Below are 14,563 nucleotides of genomic sequence, written 5' to 3' on the forward strand. Positions count from 1 at the left end.
ACAGAGGCACGGGGACGACGTCCATCGGAACGTCGCCCCCGTGCCTGGGTTGTTGCCGTCGATATACGGAGAATCGCGGTCAGCGGATGACCATGTTGTCCCGATGCATGAGCTCGGGCTCTTCCATGCTGCCCAGCAGCGCCTCGATCCGGCTCGAGGGCTGGCGCATGATGCGGCGGGTCGCACCGGAGGAGTAGTTGATCAGCCCGCGCGCCAGTTCCTTGCCGGAGGCGTCCACGCAGGCCACGACGTCGCCGCGCTCGAACTCGCCCTCGACCGCGGTCACGCCTATGGGCAGCAGGCTCTTGTGGTCGCGGGTCAGCGCCAGGGCCGCTCCCTCGTCCACGGTGACGCGTCCGCGCAGTTGCAGGTGGTCGGCGATCCATTGCTTGCGCGCCGACAACAGCGGCAGCGAGGCGCGCAGTTCGGTCCCTATGCAGGTTCCGCCGGCCAGCCGCACCAGCACGTCCGGTTCTCGGCCCGACGCGATCACGGTATGCGCGCCGCTGCCGGCCGCCCGCTTGGCGGCCAGGATCTTGGTCAGCATCCCGCCCTTGCCCAGGCTGCTGCCGGCGCCGCCGGCCATGGACTCCAGTTCGGGATCGCCCGCGCGCGCATGCGACACGAACTTCGCGTCGGGATGCTTGCGCGGATCGGCCGAATACAACCCGGCCTGGTCGGTCAGGATGATCAGGGCGTCCGCCTCGATCAGGTTGGTCACGAGCGCGCCCAGGGTGTCGTTGTCGCCGAACTTGATCTCGTCGGTGACCACCGTGTCGTTCTCGTTGATGATGGGCACCACGCCCAGGCGCAGCAGCGTGAACAGCGTCGACCGCGCGTTCAGGTAGCGCGTGCGGTCCGACAGGTCCTCATGGGTCAGCAGGATCTGCGCGGTATGCAGCGCATGTTCGGCGAATACGCTTTCGTAGGCCTGCGCCAGGCCCATCTGGCCGACCGCCGCGGCCGCCTGCAGTTCGGGTACCAGCGTGGGCCGCTTGTCCCAGCCCAGGCGCAGCATGCCTTCCGCGATGGCGCCGCTGGAGACCAGGACGACTTCCTTGCCCAGCGCGCGCAGGTGCGCGATCTGCCCGGCCCAGCGCAGCAGCGCCCGCCGGTCCAGGCCGCGTCCCTCGTCGGTGACCAGCGAGGAGCCTACTTTGATCACGAGCCGCCGGGCGGCGGCGATCACGGAAGTGCTATTCATCGTGGAACTCAATCGCCGTCGCCACCACCATCGCCGCCTTCGCCGCCGGCATCGCCGCCGTCGTCGGGGGCATCTTCGGGCGTCTGCGGCCCCGCGTCACCGCCATCGGCCGGCGCACGGCGCGGCGGGCGGCGGCGGACGGGCGCCGGCTTGGCCGCGGACGCCTGGGTTTCGACGAAGCGCGGGTCCTCGTCGAAGGCCTGCTCGGCCTCGCGCTGCTCGTCCAGCCAGTTCTGGACGGCCCAGGCCAGTTCCTGGGTACCGTCGCCGGCCAGCGCGGAAATGCAGAATACCGGGCCGTCCCAGCCGAACTCCAGGCAGAACGCCTCTTTCAGGCCCTGCGGGTCGTCCACCATGTCGACCTTGTTGAGCACCAGCCAGCGCGGCTTCTCGTACAGGGCCGGGTCGTAGCGGCGCAATTCCTCGACGATGGCACGCGCCTCGTGCACGGGGTCCACCGTGGGATCCATGGGCGCCACGTCCACCAGGTGCAGCAGCAGGCGCGTGCGCGACAGGTGGCGCAGGAACTGGTGCCCCAGCCCGGCGCCCTCGGACGCGCCCTCGATCAGCCCGGGAATGTCGGCGATCACGAAGCTGCGTTCGGCATCGGTGCGCACCACGCCCAGGTTCGGATGCAAGGTGGTGAACGGGTAGTCGGCCACCTTGGGCCGGGCGTTCGACAGCTTGCGGATCAGCGTGGACTTGCCGGCGTTGGGCATGCCCAGCAAGCCGACGTCGGCCAGCACCTTCAGCTCCAGCCGCAGCTTGCGCTGTTCGCCCGGGCGGCCGTGGGTGAACTGCCGCGGCGCGCGGTTGGTGCTGGACTTGAAGTGCAGGTTGCCCAGGCCGCCGTTGCCGCCGGCGGCCAGCACGACCTTCTGGCCATGGGTAGCCAGGTCGAACAGCAGCTCGTTGGTCTCGGCGTCGTAGACCATGGTGCCCACCGGCATGCGCAGCGTGATGTCGCTGCCGCCGGCGCCATAGCGGTCGGAACCGCTGCCCTGCTCGCCGTTCTGGGCGCGGTGCAGACGGGCGTAGCGGTAGTCGATCAGCGTATTGATGTTGCGGTCGGCCACGGCGTAGACACTGCCGCCCCGCCCGCCATCACCGCCATCGGGTCCGCCGAAGGGAATGAATTTCTCGCGGCGAAAGCTCGCCACGCCATTGCCGCCCTTGCCGGCAACTACCTCGATGGTGGCTTCGTCGACGAATTTCATGCCCCCCCCTACGCGCTTCGCGCGCCCCCCAGGGGCGATGCGGGTGGACCGGCAAAGCCGGATCCACCGCATCCCGGGAGGCGCGGCGGCGGGGTTTCAAAGATTCAAAAGAAATGACCGTGCAAGTGCCAATACTAGCGCGATCATAAAAAAAAGCCCCCACGCGTAACATCGCGCGGCGGCGCTATTTTTCCGGGGAGCCAAGGCTCCCCGTGACCACATACCCTACCCCACGAAGCCAAGCCCAGATCCAGGGCACAGCGGATCCGGCTCCGCCGGTCCGCCAGTGCCGCCCCTCGGGGCCCGGCGCCGGGCCGCCCCAAGGCGGGCCCCGGCCCCCTCGGGGGGCTGCCGCGCAGCGGCTGGGGGCTCACCATGCTGGGCGCGCGTCAGCGCGTAGGGGGGTCTATTACTTACACAGGATCGATCGAGACGGTATGCTTGCGCAGGGCGCCCTTGACCGCGAACTGCACGCGGCCGTCGACCAGCGCGAACAGGGTGTGGTCCTTGCCCACGCCGACGTTGACGCCGGGGTGGAAACGGGTGCCGCGCTGGCGCACGATGATCGAGCCAGCCGGGATCAATTCACCGCCGTAGGCCTTGACGCCCAGGCGTTTCGCTTCTGAGTCGCGGCCGTTCCGTGTGGAACCGCCGCCCTTTTTCTGTGCCATGTTTGCACTCCTGCTTGTTCGTTACCGATTCTTGCCTACATTCCGGTGCCCGGCCGCGCCGGGCTCCCATCAGGCGGAAATGGTGCCGATCTGGATTTCGGTGTAGTTTTGACGGTGGCCTTGGCGCTTCTGGTAGTGCTTGCGCCGACGCATCTTGAAGATGCGGACCTTGTCGTGGCGACCGTGTGCAAGAACCTTGGCCGTGACCACGGCACCGGACAGAAGAGGCGCGCCGATCTTGAGTTGATCGCCTTCGCCCACTGCCAGGACCTGGTCCAGCGTGATCTCTTGCCCGATGTCTGCCGGTATCTGTTCTATCTTCAGTTTTTCGCCAGCGGCAACGCGATACTGCTTGCCACCGGTTTTTATGACCGCGTACATGGGATGACCTCTTGGATTGTTCAAAGCTCGAACCCCCAATGGGGGTCGAACCATAGACTATAACCGGAGTTGTACCGCGGCGTCAATCCCGGCATCGCCCCGCGCACAGCCCCGGTATAATTTCGTTGCCACGGCGCTTTCGGGCGCCGCCGCCCGCTCGCGGGCCTCTCTGTACGCCATGCCGCCGGTTGTTGCATCTCGGCTTTTGTTGCACACCTGGCCGGCAACGGCCAGTCTACCCACGGATTCCCCTTGAGCCTGCCGACCCTGTTCGCCCCCATTGCCGACGACATGCAGCGCGTCGATGCCGTCATCCGGGCACGACTCGACTCCGACGTCCCGCTCATCCGCACCATCGCCGACTACATCATAGGCGCGGGCGGCAAGCGGATGCGGCCTGCCCTGCTGCTGATGGTCGCCCGGGCGCTGGGATACGAGGGGCAGCAGCATCATTTGCTGGCCGCGGTGGTGGAATTCATCCATACGGCCACGCTGCTGCACGACGACGTGGTCGACGAATCGGCGCTGCGGCGGGGCCGCGCCACGGCCAACGCGGTCTTCGGCAACGCCGCCAGCGTGCTGGTGGGCGACTTCCTGCATTCCCGCTCGTTCCAGATGATGGTCGAGACCGGCTCGGTCCGCGTCATGCAGATCCTGGCCGATGCCACCAACGTCATTGCCGAGGGCGAGGTGCTGCAACTGCTGAACGTGCACGACCCCCTGGTGACCGAGGAGCGCTATCTGCAGGTGGTGCGCTACAAGACCGCCCGGCTGTTCGAGGCCTCGGCCCAGCTGGCCGCGGTGCTGGCCGGCGCCACGCCCGACCAGGAAGCCGCGGCGGCGGAATACGGCCGGCGCGCCGGCACGGCATTCCAGCTGATCGACGACGTGCTCGACTACAGCGGCGAGGCCGAGGCGCTGGGCAAGAACCTGGGCGACGACCTGCGCGAAGGCAAGCCCACGCTGCCGCTGATCCGCCTGCTGGACGTGGGCACGCCGGCGCAGCAGACACTGGTGCGCACCGCGATCGAAAACGGCGAAGGCGATTTCGCCGCCGTCGCCGCCGCGATCCGGGAATCGGACGCCCTGGACTACACCCGCGCCCGGGCCCGGATCGAGGCGGACGCGGCGATCACGGCGATTTCCGGCTACCCCGTTTCCGCTTTCCGGGATTCTCTGCTAGAATTCTGCGCTTTCGCGATCAACCGAGATCGCTGAAAAAAGCAAGACGGCCTGCCGGGCAAGTTGTACAGCCCGTAGCCGGCAGGCCGGACCGACAAGTCGGGGCGTAGCTCAGCCTGGTAGAGTACTGCGTTCGGGACGCAGGAGTCGGAGGTTCGAATCCTCTCGCCCCGACCATTGATCTGGTCGACAAGCCTGTAGCCAGGCACGCAAGCGCACAGCTCAGGCTGTGCGTTTTTGTTTGTGCACGCAGGATGCCCGCGCCATGAAAACCTCTCCAGCCCTCGTGGCCCAGCACGCCTTCACCATCGAGACGCCCGGCCGCCGCCTGATCGAAATCACCGGGCACGTCCGGCGCCACGCGCGGGAAAGCGGCATGAATGCCGGCGTGGCGCACGTCTTCGCCCACCACACCAGTTGTTCGCTGCTGGTGACCGAAAACGCCGATCCCGACGTGCTGGCCGACCTGGAACGCTATTTTTCACGCCTGGTCCCGGACGGCGATCCGCTGTATGCGCACGATGCCGAAGGCCCGGACGACATGCCGGCCCACGTCAGGGCGGCGTTGACCGCGGCAAGCGTGACGCTGCCGCTGGCCGGCGGCGACCTGGCGCTGGGAACCTGGCAGGGCGTCTACCTGTGGGAACACCGCCGGCGCCCGCACCGCAGGCGCATCACCGTGACGCTGGTCGGCTGCTGACGGCGGCCCAGGCGGGATCATCCGCCCGCCCGCATGCCGGTCACTGCGTGTTGCGGCCCGCCATGGCGTCGGCGTAGCGGTCCCAGTGGCGCACGCGATAGGCCAGGTCCGACGCCTTGGCGCCGGCCGGGCCGCCGCCCGAGCAGAGCACGCCGTTGCGCAGCAGGTGCTGGATCGTATTGGGAAGCAAGGGGCGCCACTCGTCGTGCACCGGGCGCTGCCAGCCGGCACCGGGCCGGTACAGCGCCACCGTGCGCCACTCGCGCGTCCCGCAACGGACCGACTCGTACGAGATGTTCTCGGCCCCCATGTCGCTGACCGCGCGCAGCGTATAGCGCACGATCAGCCCCGGGGCGATCTGGATGGAGCGCGGATCCACGCCGAAGCGGAAACGTTCGTTGCGCGACAGGTTTTCCACGGGCAGCACGTCGGCCTCGGTGGGCACGGGCGGCAATTCCGACTTCAGGGCTTCCCATCCGGCATCGGGCAAGGTGCGCTGGGCATCGATGTCGTCCAGCAGGTAGTTGCCCTCGCCTCGCGGCTGGCTGCCGCAGGCGGCAAGAAGCAGGGTCAGGCATCCGGCGCCGGCCCAGGCGGCGGCGCGCAGGGGCCGGCGGGCAGGACGCGCCCCGGCGAACTGACTAGGCATAAGTGTTTTCCATATACAGGTTGCACCCGACACGATACCCGAACCCTCGCGGCGGAGTCGCGAGGGTCAGACCTCGGGCGCTTCCTTGGACAGGGACGCCTGCGGTTCGCCCTGGCCGCGCCGGTGCGAACCGATGTGCTGGCGCAGGTACCGGGTCTCGTGGTTCCGGCGGAAGAGCACGACCGCAAGCTCGTTCAAGGCCAGCGTATAGACGTCGCGCTTGAACTCGATGACCGATTCCAGCGGAACCCAGTAGGAACTCCAGCGCCACGCGTCGAACTCCGGATGCGACGACGCCCGCAGGCAGACGTCGCAATCGCGCCCCTGCATCCGAAGCAGGAACCAGATCTGCTTCTGACCTTTGTAGTGCCCGCGCCATTCACGCCTGACGAAGTGTTCGGGCACGTTATAGCGCAACCAGTCGCGTGTTCTACCCAATATGCGGACATGCTCGGGCCGCAGGCCCACTTCTTCGTGGAGCTCGCGGAACATCGCCTGGACAGGGCTTTCACCGTGCTTGATGCCGCCCTGCGGGAACTGCCAGGAATGTTCGTTGACGCGCTTGCCCCAGAAGACCTCGTTCTTCTGGTTGACGAGGATGATGCCGACGTTGGGACGGTAACCTTCACGATCCAGCATGAGCCACCCCAGCGATTCTCATACAATTGAGTCAATTATAGGCCCAGGGGGCCGAACTCGTATCCACCCACGTGAGCACCGCAATGCGCGCATCGCAGTTCCATATCGGCACCCTCAAGGAAGCACCGTCCGACGCCGAGATCGTCAGCCACCAGCTCATGACCCGTGCGGGCATGATCCGCAAGCTGGCCGGCGGCATCTACAACTATATGCCCATCGGCCTGCGGGTCATCCGCAAGGTCGAGGCCATCATCCGCGAGGAAATGAACCGCGCCGGCGCGCTCGAGCTGCTGATGCCGGTGGTGCAGCCCGCCGAGCTGTGGATGGAATCGGGCCGCTGGGAACAGTACGGCCCCGAGCTGCTGCGCATGAAGGACCGCCACGGCCGCGACTTCGTGCTGCAGCCGACCTCGGAAGAGGTCATCACGGACATCGCCCGCAACGAGATCCACAGCTGGCGCCAGCTTCCCAAGAATTTCTACCACATCCAGACCAAGTTCCGCGACGAGCGCCGGCCGCGTTTCGGCGTCATGCGGGGCCGCGAGTTCACGATGAAGGACGCCTATTCCTTCGATCGCGACGAAGCCGGCGCCCAGAAGAGCTACGACGCCATGTACGACGCATACATGCGCATCTTCACCCGCATGGGGCTGACCTTCCGCGCCGTGGCGGCCGACACCGGCTCCATCGGCGGCACGCGCAGCCATGAATTCCAGGTCATCGCCGACACCGGCGAGGACCTCATCGTCTACAACCCGGCCACGCAGTACGCCGCCAACATCGAGCTGGCCGAGGCCCCCTGCCTGGTCGCCCAGCGCGCGGCGCCCGGCCGGGCCCTGGAGAAAACCCCGACCCCCGGCGCCGCCAAGTGCGAAGCCGTGGCCCAGATGCTGGGCCTGCCGCTGGCCAGCCACGTGAAATCCCTCGCGCTGGCGGTCGAACCGGAAGAGCCCGGCAAGCCGGTCCAGATCTGGCTGCTGCTGGTGCGCGCCGACCATGAACTGAACGAGATCAAGGCCGGCAAGATCCCCGGCCTGGACCGTGGCTACCGCTTCGCCACCGATGCCGAGATCGTCGAGCACTTCGGCTGCGTGCCGGGCTTCATCGGGCCCGTGGGCACCGCCAAGCCGGTCAAGGTGGTGGCCGATCGCACCGTTGCCAACCTGCACGACTTCGTCACCGGCGCCAACCAGGCCGACCACCACTACGTGGGGGTGAACTGGGGACGCGACCTGCCCGAGCCCGACCTGGTGGCCGACCTGCGCAACGTCGTCGACGGAGACCCGTCGCCGGACGGCAGCGGCCCGCTGGCGATCCAGCGCGGAATCGAGGTCGGCCATGTGTTCTTCCTGGGCACCAAGTATTCCGAGGCGCTCAAGGCCACCTACCTGGACGAGACCGGCAAGCCCGCGCTGCTGCAGATGGGCTGCTACGGCATAGGCGTCACGCGCCTGCTGGGCGCCGCCATCGAACAGCATCACGACGGGCGCGGCATCATCTGGCCGCGCGCGCTGGCGCCGTTCGAGGTGGTCGTCTGCCCGGTGGGCTGGGGCAAGAGCGAAGCGGTGCGCGAAGCCGCGACCAAGCTCTACGAAGGCCTGAAGGAAGCCGGCGTCGACGCGATCCTGGACGACCGCGACGAACGCCCGGGCGTGATGTTCGCCGACTGGGAGCTCATCGGCGTGCCGGTGCGCGTCACCATCGGCGACCGCGGCCTGAAGGAGGGGCAGATCGAACTGCAGGGCCGCCGCGACGAAGCGGCCGCCAAGATCCCCGTGGGCGAAGCGCTGGCCGCCACGCTGGCCCGGCTGGCGCAGGCCAACTGACCGCCGCTATTCCAGCCGGATGTTGCGCGTCCGGATGACCTCGGCCCACTTGTCGCGCTCGTGCTCGATGAAGGCCGAGAACTGGGCGCGCGACATGGGCGGGGACACCAGTCCCGACTCCTGCATGTAGCGCTGCACCGCAGGCGCCCGCAGGGCCTGCGCCACGTCGCGATGGATCTTGTCCTGGATCGCCTCCGGCGTCGCGGACGGCACGAAGAAGCCGAACCAGCTTCCGGATACCACGCCCGGCACGCCCGCCTGCACCACGGTGGGCAGGTCCGGCGCGTCGGCCAGGCGCTCGTCGGCGGCCACCGCCAGCGCCCGCAGCTTGCCCTGCCTGGCCAGGGCAAGGGACGCGGGGAAGTGGAACATGGCATCGACATGGCCGGCCAGCAGGTCGGTCAAGGCTGGCCCCGCCCCCTTGTAAGGCACGTGCAGGATGAAAATGCCCGCGCGGGACGCCAGCAGCTCGGCCGTCAGGTGCGGGCTCGAACCGTTCCCGGTCGAGGCGAACTTCACCTCGCCGGGCCGGGCCTTCGCATAGGCCACCAGTTCGGCCACCGACCGGACGGGCAGCCCGGGCCGCACGTACAGCACGTTGGGCGCGGTGCCGCCCATCGCCACGGGCGCCAGGGCGTCCGCCTCGTAGGGCAGCGATTTCATCAGGATCTGGTTGGTGACCAGGCCCGTGCTGGTGAACAGCAGGGTATGGCCATCAGGCTGAGCACGGGCCACCTGCGCGGTGCCTATGGTCGTGCCGCCGCCGCCCCGGTTTTCCACGACCACGCTCTGCTTCCATGACTGGCCCAGCTCGGCCGCCAACTGCCTGACCAGTCCGTCGGTCAGGCCGCCCGGCGGATAGGGCACGATCACCTGGACCGTGCGCCCCGGAAATCCCGCCGCGGGCGGTTCGGCGGCTCCGGCGCTTCCTCCCGCCCAAGCGGCCGCCGCCATGCAGAACACTCCTCCGACCCTGCGCCCCACCCTTTCCAGAACGATCATCGAACGTCTCCTTGGCCATGTGGTCATCGGCGCCGCTGGCGGGCGCCCGTATATGATTGATTAAATCAACCATATAGTTGATGGTATCCACAAAAAAGGACGTCCACAATCCCGGTACGGGCGGCGATTACTCCGGCCTGCCGGATTGAACCGCGGCCCCCTGCTCCACCGCCCACTGGACCACCTGCGCGGCCAGCGCGTCGGTGGCCAGGCCGAAGGCCGACACCACGGCCGGCACCTGGACCCCGCCTGCCGGCTGCGCGACCTCGAAGCTGCGCGAGGCCACCACGCGCCGCGTCGAGGTCGAGATCAACCGCACGTCCAGGCTGACGACCGCATGGGGCACCGCGCCGCGGTATTCGCTCTGGAAGGCCCGCAGGTCGCTGTCCAGCTCCAGGTCCGCGCGCACGTTGCTGTCGGTGGTCGACACCGACGCGACGCGGCCGTCCAGCCTGAAGGCCTGCGCCAGGCGGGTGCGCACCAGGGTCGGCGGCGCGTCGGTCCAGCGCGCTCCGCCATAGGTGCTGATCTGGTCGCCCTGGACGATGACGGCGATGCGCGCGCTGTCCAGCACGGCGTTGGCATGGGGGCTGCGTATGCGCAGCGACCAGGCCTGGGCCCTGCCTCCCGGCGCAGGCGCCGCCTGCGTGGCCGGCAGCCGGTAGATGTCGACCGTCTTCTGTTCCGGCAGCAGCGTGCACGCCGAAGCCAGCACCGCCAGCGACATGCCCGCCCAACGGATGATTGCGCCCGCGCGTCTCATGGGGTGAACTCCTTGGGTTGTTCGCGGCCCAGCAGGTAGTCGGCCGGATTGTCCTCGAGGCGGCGGGTGATGGCCCGCAGCGACGCCATCGTCGCCTGCATCTCGCGCAGCGCGCCGCCCAGCTCGCTCAGGCTCTGGGCGCCGCTGCCCAGCGCGCCGCGATTCTCCTGCACCAGCCGGTCGATGCTGTCGCTGGCGCGCGCCAACGAGGCCATGGCCTGCTGGGCGCTCTGCATGGTGTCCTTCCCCTGCGAGCCGACCAGTTCGTCGGTGTGCGTCATCAGCGAGTTGGCCTTGGCCAGGGCCTCGGACGTCTGCCGGCCGATCTCGCCCAGTTGCCCGCTCAGCTTCGCGAAGCCCTCGCGCTGCGCGGCCAGCTCGGCGGTGCTTTCCTCGAGATGTTCCAGGATGCGGCTGATCTGCCGGGCATTCTGGGGCGACATGATCTGGCGCGCGCTGGCGACCATCTCGTTGATGTTCAGCATCAGGTCCTCGCCGCCCGCCAGCAGCTGGGTGATGGGCGACGGCAGGGCCACGATGACCGGCACCTCGTCGCCCTTGGGCAGAAGGCGCGGGCTCTCGGGCGTGCCGCTGCCGAGTTGGATCACCGAGGTACCGGTGACGCCGGTCAGGCGCAGGCGCGCCACCGTGTCCTCCTTGACCGGCACGTCGCTGGCGATCCGTATCCGCGCCACCACTTTGCGCGGGTCCACGGGATCGAGCCGCAGCCGCGCCACGTCGCCCACCTTGATGCCGCTGTACATGACGGCGCTGCCCTCGGACAGTCCGTTGACCGCTTCGTTGAACACGATGTCGAACTGCGCCACGCTGGCGTCCGAATGGCTCTTGGCCAGCCACAGCGCGAACAGCAGGGCCCCCGTCACCGCGATGACGAGGAACAGGCCGATCACGACATGATGCGCCCGGGTTTCCATCTACTCCTCCTTGCGCGGCCGTTCGGCCGCCCGCGACGCCGCGCGTCCGCGCGGCCCCTGGAAATACTCCTGTATCCACGGATCGTCGACCCGCTCCACCACTTCCAGCCGGTCCACCACCAGCACCTTGCGCTGCGACAGCACCGCCACCCGGTCGCAAATGGCGTAGAGCGTATCCAGATCATGCGTGACCAGGAACACGGTCAACCCCAGCGCGTCCCGCAAGGTGCGGATCAGGTCGTCGAAGGCGGCCGCGCCGATCGGATCCAGTCCCGCCGTGGGCTCGTCCAGGAACAGCAGGTCGGGATCCAGCGCCAGGGCGCGCGCCAGCGCCGCCCGCTTGACCATGCCGCCCGACAGCGAGGCCGGGGACTTGGCGCCGGCCTCGACCGGCAGGCCCGCCAGCGCCAGCTTGAGCCGCGCCAGCCGCTCGGCCTCGGGCCGCGCCAGGCCCGCGTGCTCGATCAGCGGCAGCGCGGCGTTCTCGGTCACGGACAGCGAGGAGAACAGCGCGCCGCGCTGGAACAGCACCCCCATCCGGCGCTCCTGGCGCGAACGCAGCTCGGGGGACAGCTCGTCCAGCGCCTGGCCGAACACCTGCACGCTGCCGGCGGTCGGCCGCCGCAGCCCCACGATGGAACGCAGCAGCACCGACTTGCCCGAGCCCGACCCGCCCACCACGCCCAGGATCTCGCCCCGGCGGATGTCCAGGTCCAGCCCTTCGTGCACGGTCTGGGCGCCGAAGCGGTTGACCAGCCCGCGCACGCGCACGATGGGTTCGTCGGCCGTCACCATCCCATCTCCATGAAGAACAGCGCCGCCAGCGCGTCGATCAGGATCACCATGAAGATCGCCTGCACGACGCTGGAGGTGGTGTGCTCGCCCACGGACTGGGCGCTGCCGCTGACCTTGAAGCCCTCCAGGCAGCCGATCACGGCGATGATGAAGGCCAGGATCGGCGCCTTGACGATGCCCACGTAGAAATGCCGCACGTCCAGGCTCTCGCGCAGGGTGGACAGGAACAGCGACGGCGGGATGTCCAGGCTCCAGGCGCAGACCACCATGCCGCCGGCGATGCCGGTCAGCATGGACATGAAGGTCAGCACGGGCAGCGACACCAGCATGGCCAGCACGCGCGGCAGCACCAGCATGTTGATGGGGTCGAGCCCGAGGGCCCGGATGGCGTCGATTTCCTCGTTGGCCTTCATCGAGCCGATCTGCGCGGTGAAGGCGCTGGCGGTCCGGCCCGCCATCAGGATGGCGGTCAGCAGCACGGCGAACTCGCGCAGGAAGGCGAAGCCGACCAGGTTGATCGTATAGAGCGTGGCGCCGAAGTCCCGCAGCACCGTGGCGCCCAGGAAGGCCACGACGGCGCCGACCAGGAAAGTCAGCAAGGCGATGATGGGAACGGCGTTCAGTCCGATCTGCTCGATCTGGGCGACGGTGGCCGTGAGTCGCCACGTGCGCGGACGCACCAGCGAACGGCCCAGGCTTTCGAGCGTCAGGCCGATGAACCCGCACAGGCCCGCGGCGTGCTTCCAGAACTGCTCGGCGGCTTCGCCCACGTGGCACAGCAGCTCGGCCACCGGCGACGGCGGCTCGGGTGGCTTGCATTGCTGGACCGCGCCCTGGGCGCGGATGATGGTGTCGAGCAAGGCGCGGCGCGATGCCTCCACCGGGGGGCCGGAGGCCAGCAACCCGGGCAGGCGCTCCGCGCCCAGCAGGTCGACCAGCAGCGCGGCGCCCGCGGTGTCCAGGACGCCCAGCCGGCTGAGGTCCAGCACGCGCACCTGGGGGACCGCATCGAAACGGGCGGTCTCGCGGCGCAGGGCCTCGAAGCCCGCCAGCGACCAGTCGCCCTCGACCGACAGGCGGCCGTCGCCGGCTGCGGCATCCCACACTAGACGGCCTGGCTGCGGCGCTGCGCTCATCGTTCCTGGAGACGGGACCACGGAACCGCGATTGTCGGGGCTTTACTTGAGTCCAGGCAAGCCTTTCATGCCGCGCAGCGCCTTCATGCCGCCCATGGCGCGCATCATCTTGGCCATGCCGCCTTTTTTCATCTGCTTCATCATGGCCTGCATCTGCTCGAACTGCGACAGCATGCGGTTGACCTCCTGCACCTGCACGCCGGCGCCGGTGGCGATGCGGCGCTTGCGCGAGGCCTTGATCAGCTCGGGCTTGGCACGCTCGAGCTCGGTCATGGAGTTCAGGATGCCTTCCATGCGCCGGATCTGCTTGCCAGCCTGCTTGCTGTCGATTTGCGAGGCCGCCTGCGAGAATTGCGCCGGCAGCTTCTCCAGCAGCGAGCCCATGTCGCCCAGGTTCTTCATCTGCGCGATCTGGGCGCGGAAATCGTTCAGGTCGAACTTGTCGCCCGACTTGAGCTTGGCGGCCAGCTTCTGCGCCTCGTCCACGTCGATCGCGCGCTGGGCTTCCTCGACCAGCGACAGGATGTCGCCCATGCCCAGCACCCGCTGCGCCATGCGCTCGGGATGGAAGGGCTCGAGGCCGGACAGCTTCTCGGACACGCCGACGAACTTCAGCGGCTTGCCGGTGACGTGGCGCACCGACAGCGCGGCGCCGCCGCGCGCATCGCCATCCAGCTTGGTCAGGACCACGCCGGTCAGCGGCAGGGCGTCGTTGAAGGCCTTGGCCACGTTGACCGCGTCCTGGCCCAGCATGGCGTCGACCACGAACAGGGTCTCGATCGGCTCGAGCAGGGCATGCAGCGCGCGGATCTCGTTCATCAGCGCCTCGTCGATGCCCAGGCGGCCGGCCGTATCGACGATCAGCACGTCGTAATGGTGCTTGCGGGCATGGTCGAGCGCGTTGCGGGCGATGGCCTCGGGCGCCTGGTCGGCCGACGAGGGCAGGAAGTCGACGCCGGCCTGCGCGGCCACGGTCTTCAACTGCTCGATGGCGGCGGGACGGTAGACGTCGGCGCTGACCACCAGCACCTTCTTCTTGCCCGTCTTGCGGCCGTTCTGGACATGGCCGCCTTCGGCCAGCCAGCGGGCCAGCTTGCCGGTGGTGGTGGTCTTGCCCGAGCCCTGCAGGCCCGCCATCAGGATCACGGCGGGGGGCTGCTGGGCCAGCGACAGCTCGCTCGCGTGGGGTCCGAGGTCGCCGCCCATGAGGGCGGTGAGTTCCTTGTGGACCACGCCCACCAGCGCCTGGCCGGGCGTCAGGCTGCCCATGACGTCCTCGCCCAACGCCTTTTCCTTGACCCGCGCGACGAACTCGCGCACGACCGGCAGGGACACGTCGGCTTCCAGCAGCGCCAGACGGACTTCGCGCAGCATTTCCTGCGTATTCGCCTCGGTCAGGCGCGCTTCCCCCTTCAGGGTCTTGACGACGCGCGACAGGCGGGCGGTAAGGTTATCGAGCATGA

At 68.6% G+C, this 14,563-nt stretch carries 15 protein-coding genes and 1 tRNA gene; 4 read left to right on the forward strand and 12 right to left on the reverse strand.

Going from position 1 to position 14,563, the window contains the following annotated elements; all coding sequences use genetic code 11:
* Positions 1–79: 79 nt before the first annotated feature.
* The 4 genes from proB to rplU form a co-directional block, all read right to left on the reverse strand.
* A complete protein-coding gene (proB, locus tag N5K27_RS07430) occupies positions 80–1,204 on the reverse strand; it encodes a glutamate 5-kinase (protein ID WP_165963331.1) in 1,125 nt (374 codons plus the stop codon).
* Between the two features lie 8 nt (positions 1,205–1,212).
* Positions 1,213–2,421, reverse strand: coding sequence for a GTPase ObgE (obgE, locus tag N5K27_RS07435; RefSeq protein WP_279815536.1), 1,209 nt, complete (start codon positions 2,419–2,421; stop codon positions 1,213–1,215).
* A 413-nt stretch (positions 2,422–2,834) separates the two neighbouring features.
* Positions 2,835–3,092, reverse strand: coding sequence for a 50S ribosomal protein L27 (gene rpmA, locus N5K27_RS07440; RefSeq protein ID WP_087841667.1), 258 nt, complete (start codon positions 3,090–3,092; stop codon positions 2,835–2,837).
* Between the two features lie 69 nt (positions 3,093–3,161).
* The gene (gene rplU, locus N5K27_RS07445) at positions 3,162–3,473 is read right to left on the reverse strand and encodes a 50S ribosomal protein L21 (RefSeq protein ID WP_087841668.1); all 312 of its coding nucleotides are present in this window, start codon (positions 3,471–3,473) and stop codon (positions 3,162–3,164) included.
* A gap of 252 nt (positions 3,474–3,725) precedes the next feature.
* Between rplU and ispB the strand changes: the two genes are divergently transcribed.
* The 3 genes from ispB (at position 3,726) to N5K27_RS07460 (ending at position 5,355) form a co-directional block, all read left to right on the forward strand.
* A complete protein-coding gene (gene ispB, locus N5K27_RS07450) occupies positions 3,726–4,691 on the forward strand; it encodes an octaprenyl diphosphate synthase (protein ID WP_087841669.1) in 966 nt (321 codons plus the stop codon).
* Positions 4,692–4,755: 64 nt separating this feature from the next.
* Positions 4,756–4,832, forward strand: a tRNA-Pro gene (locus N5K27_RS07455).
* 88 nt (positions 4,833–4,920) lie between these two features.
* Positions 4,921–5,355, forward strand: coding sequence for a secondary thiamine-phosphate synthase enzyme YjbQ (locus N5K27_RS07460; protein ID WP_087841670.1), 435 nt, complete (start codon positions 4,921–4,923; stop codon positions 5,353–5,355).
* Positions 5,356–5,395: 40 nt separating this feature from the next.
* Here N5K27_RS07460 and N5K27_RS07465 read toward each other — a convergent pair whose 3' ends face one another.
* Both N5K27_RS07465 and N5K27_RS07470 read right to left on the reverse strand, forming a co-directional pair.
* Entirely contained in the window at positions 5,396–6,004 is a 609-nt protein-coding gene (locus N5K27_RS07465) for a CNP1-like family protein (RefSeq protein ID WP_279815541.1), read from the reverse strand.
* 66 nt (positions 6,005–6,070) lie between these two features.
* Positions 6,071–6,643, reverse strand: a complete 573-nt coding sequence (locus tag N5K27_RS07470; RefSeq protein WP_087841672.1) for an RNA pyrophosphohydrolase — start codon at positions 6,641–6,643, stop codon at positions 6,071–6,073.
* An 83-nt stretch (positions 6,644–6,726) separates the two neighbouring features.
* Here N5K27_RS07470 and N5K27_RS07475 point away from each other — a divergent pair, with 83 nt between their 5' ends.
* Positions 6,727–8,469 (forward strand): proline--tRNA ligase, encoded by a 1,743-nt coding sequence (locus N5K27_RS07475; protein WP_279815543.1) that lies wholly within the window; start codon positions 6,727–6,729, stop codon positions 8,467–8,469.
* A 6-nt stretch (positions 8,470–8,475) separates the two neighbouring features.
* On the opposite strand, the gene N5K27_RS07480 is transcribed toward N5K27_RS07475, so the two are convergent.
* The 6 genes from N5K27_RS07480 to ffh form a co-directional block, all read right to left on the reverse strand.
* The gene (locus N5K27_RS07480) at positions 8,476–9,423 is read right to left on the reverse strand and encodes a tripartite tricarboxylate transporter substrate binding protein (RefSeq protein WP_279815545.1); all 948 of its coding nucleotides are present in this window, start codon (positions 9,421–9,423) and stop codon (positions 8,476–8,478) included.
* 175 nt (positions 9,424–9,598) lie between these two features.
* Positions 9,599–10,234 carry an ABC-type transport auxiliary lipoprotein family protein gene (locus tag N5K27_RS07485; protein WP_279815547.1) on the reverse strand — a complete coding sequence of 212 codons (636 nt, stop codon included), beginning with the start codon at positions 10,232–10,234 and terminating at the stop codon, positions 9,599–9,601.
* Complete coding sequence (locus N5K27_RS07490) at positions 10,231–11,169, reverse strand: MlaD family protein (RefSeq protein ID WP_087841676.1); 939 nt, start codon at positions 11,167–11,169, stop codon at positions 10,231–10,233. The genes N5K27_RS07485 and N5K27_RS07490 overlap by 4 nt, the downstream gene beginning before the upstream one ends.
* The gene (locus N5K27_RS07495; RefSeq protein ID WP_207958688.1) at positions 11,170–11,964 is read right to left on the reverse strand and encodes an ATP-binding cassette domain-containing protein; all 795 of its coding nucleotides are present in this window, start codon (positions 11,962–11,964) and stop codon (positions 11,170–11,172) included.
* Positions 11,958–13,100, reverse strand: a complete 1,143-nt coding sequence (locus tag N5K27_RS07500) for an ABC transporter permease (protein WP_087841677.1) — start codon at positions 13,098–13,100, stop codon at positions 11,958–11,960. Before N5K27_RS07500 ends, N5K27_RS07495 begins: the two co-directional genes overlap by 7 nt.
* Before the next feature lie 42 nt (positions 13,101–13,142).
* On the reverse strand, positions 13,143–14,561 hold the full coding sequence (gene ffh, locus N5K27_RS07505) for a signal recognition particle protein (RefSeq protein ID WP_087841678.1): 1,419 nt from the start codon (positions 14,559–14,561) through the stop codon (positions 13,143–13,145).
* Positions 14,562–14,563: the final 2 nt, after the last annotated feature.

The organism is Pigmentiphaga sp. GD03639 (genome assembly GCF_029845405.1).
In the GTDB taxonomy this organism is placed as follows: Bacteria; Pseudomonadota; Gammaproteobacteria; order Burkholderiales; family Burkholderiaceae_B; genus Pigmentiphaga; species Pigmentiphaga daeguensis.

What these genes read in the sequence shown, in the direction of transcription:
- obgE (WP_279815536.1), bottom strand. Translation starts at nt 2,421, where the DNA reads ATGAAATTCGTCGACGAAGCCACCATCGAGGTAGTTGCCGGCAAGGGC.
- N5K27_RS07460 (WP_087841670.1), top strand. Translation starts at nt 4,921, where the DNA reads ATGAAAACCTCTCCAGCCCTCGTGGCCCAGCACGCCTTCACCATCGAG.
- rpmA (WP_087841667.1), bottom strand. Translation starts at nt 3,092, where the DNA reads ATGGCACAGAAAAAGGGCGGCGGTTCCACACGGAACGGCCGCGACTCA.
- N5K27_RS07495 (WP_207958688.1), bottom strand. Translation starts at nt 11,964, where the DNA reads ATGGTGACGGCCGACGAACCCATCGTGCGCGTGCGCGGGCTGGTCAAC.
- N5K27_RS07500 (WP_087841677.1), bottom strand. Translation starts at nt 13,100, where the DNA reads ATGAGCGCAGCGCCGCAGCCAGGCCGTCTAGTGTGGGATGCCGCAGCC.
- ffh (WP_087841678.1), bottom strand. Translation starts at nt 14,561, where the DNA reads ATGCTCGATAACCTTACCGCCCGCCTGTCGCGCGTCGTCAAGACCCTG.
- proB (WP_165963331.1), bottom strand. Translation starts at nt 1,204, where the DNA reads ATGAATAGCACTTCCGTGATCGCCGCCGCCCGGCGGCTCGTGATCAAA.
- N5K27_RS07480 (WP_279815545.1), bottom strand. Translation starts at nt 9,423, where the DNA reads ATGGCGGCGGCCGCTTGGGCGGGAGGAAGCGCCGGAGCCGCCGAACCG.
- N5K27_RS07490 (WP_087841676.1), bottom strand. Translation starts at nt 11,169, where the DNA reads ATGGAAACCCGGGCGCATCATGTCGTGATCGGCCTGTTCCTCGTCATC.
- N5K27_RS07485 (WP_279815547.1), bottom strand. Translation starts at nt 10,234, where the DNA reads ATGAGACGCGCGGGCGCAATCATCCGTTGGGCGGGCATGTCGCTGGCG.
- N5K27_RS07470 (WP_087841672.1), bottom strand. Translation starts at nt 6,643, where the DNA reads ATGCTGGATCGTGAAGGTTACCGTCCCAACGTCGGCATCATCCTCGTC.
- N5K27_RS07475 (WP_279815543.1), top strand. Translation starts at nt 6,727, where the DNA reads ATGCGCGCATCGCAGTTCCATATCGGCACCCTCAAGGAAGCACCGTCC.
- rplU (WP_087841668.1), bottom strand. Translation starts at nt 3,473, where the DNA reads ATGTACGCGGTCATAAAAACCGGTGGCAAGCAGTATCGCGTTGCCGCT.
- N5K27_RS07465 (WP_279815541.1), bottom strand. Translation starts at nt 6,004, where the DNA reads ATGCCTAGTCAGTTCGCCGGGGCGCGTCCTGCCCGCCGGCCCCTGCGC.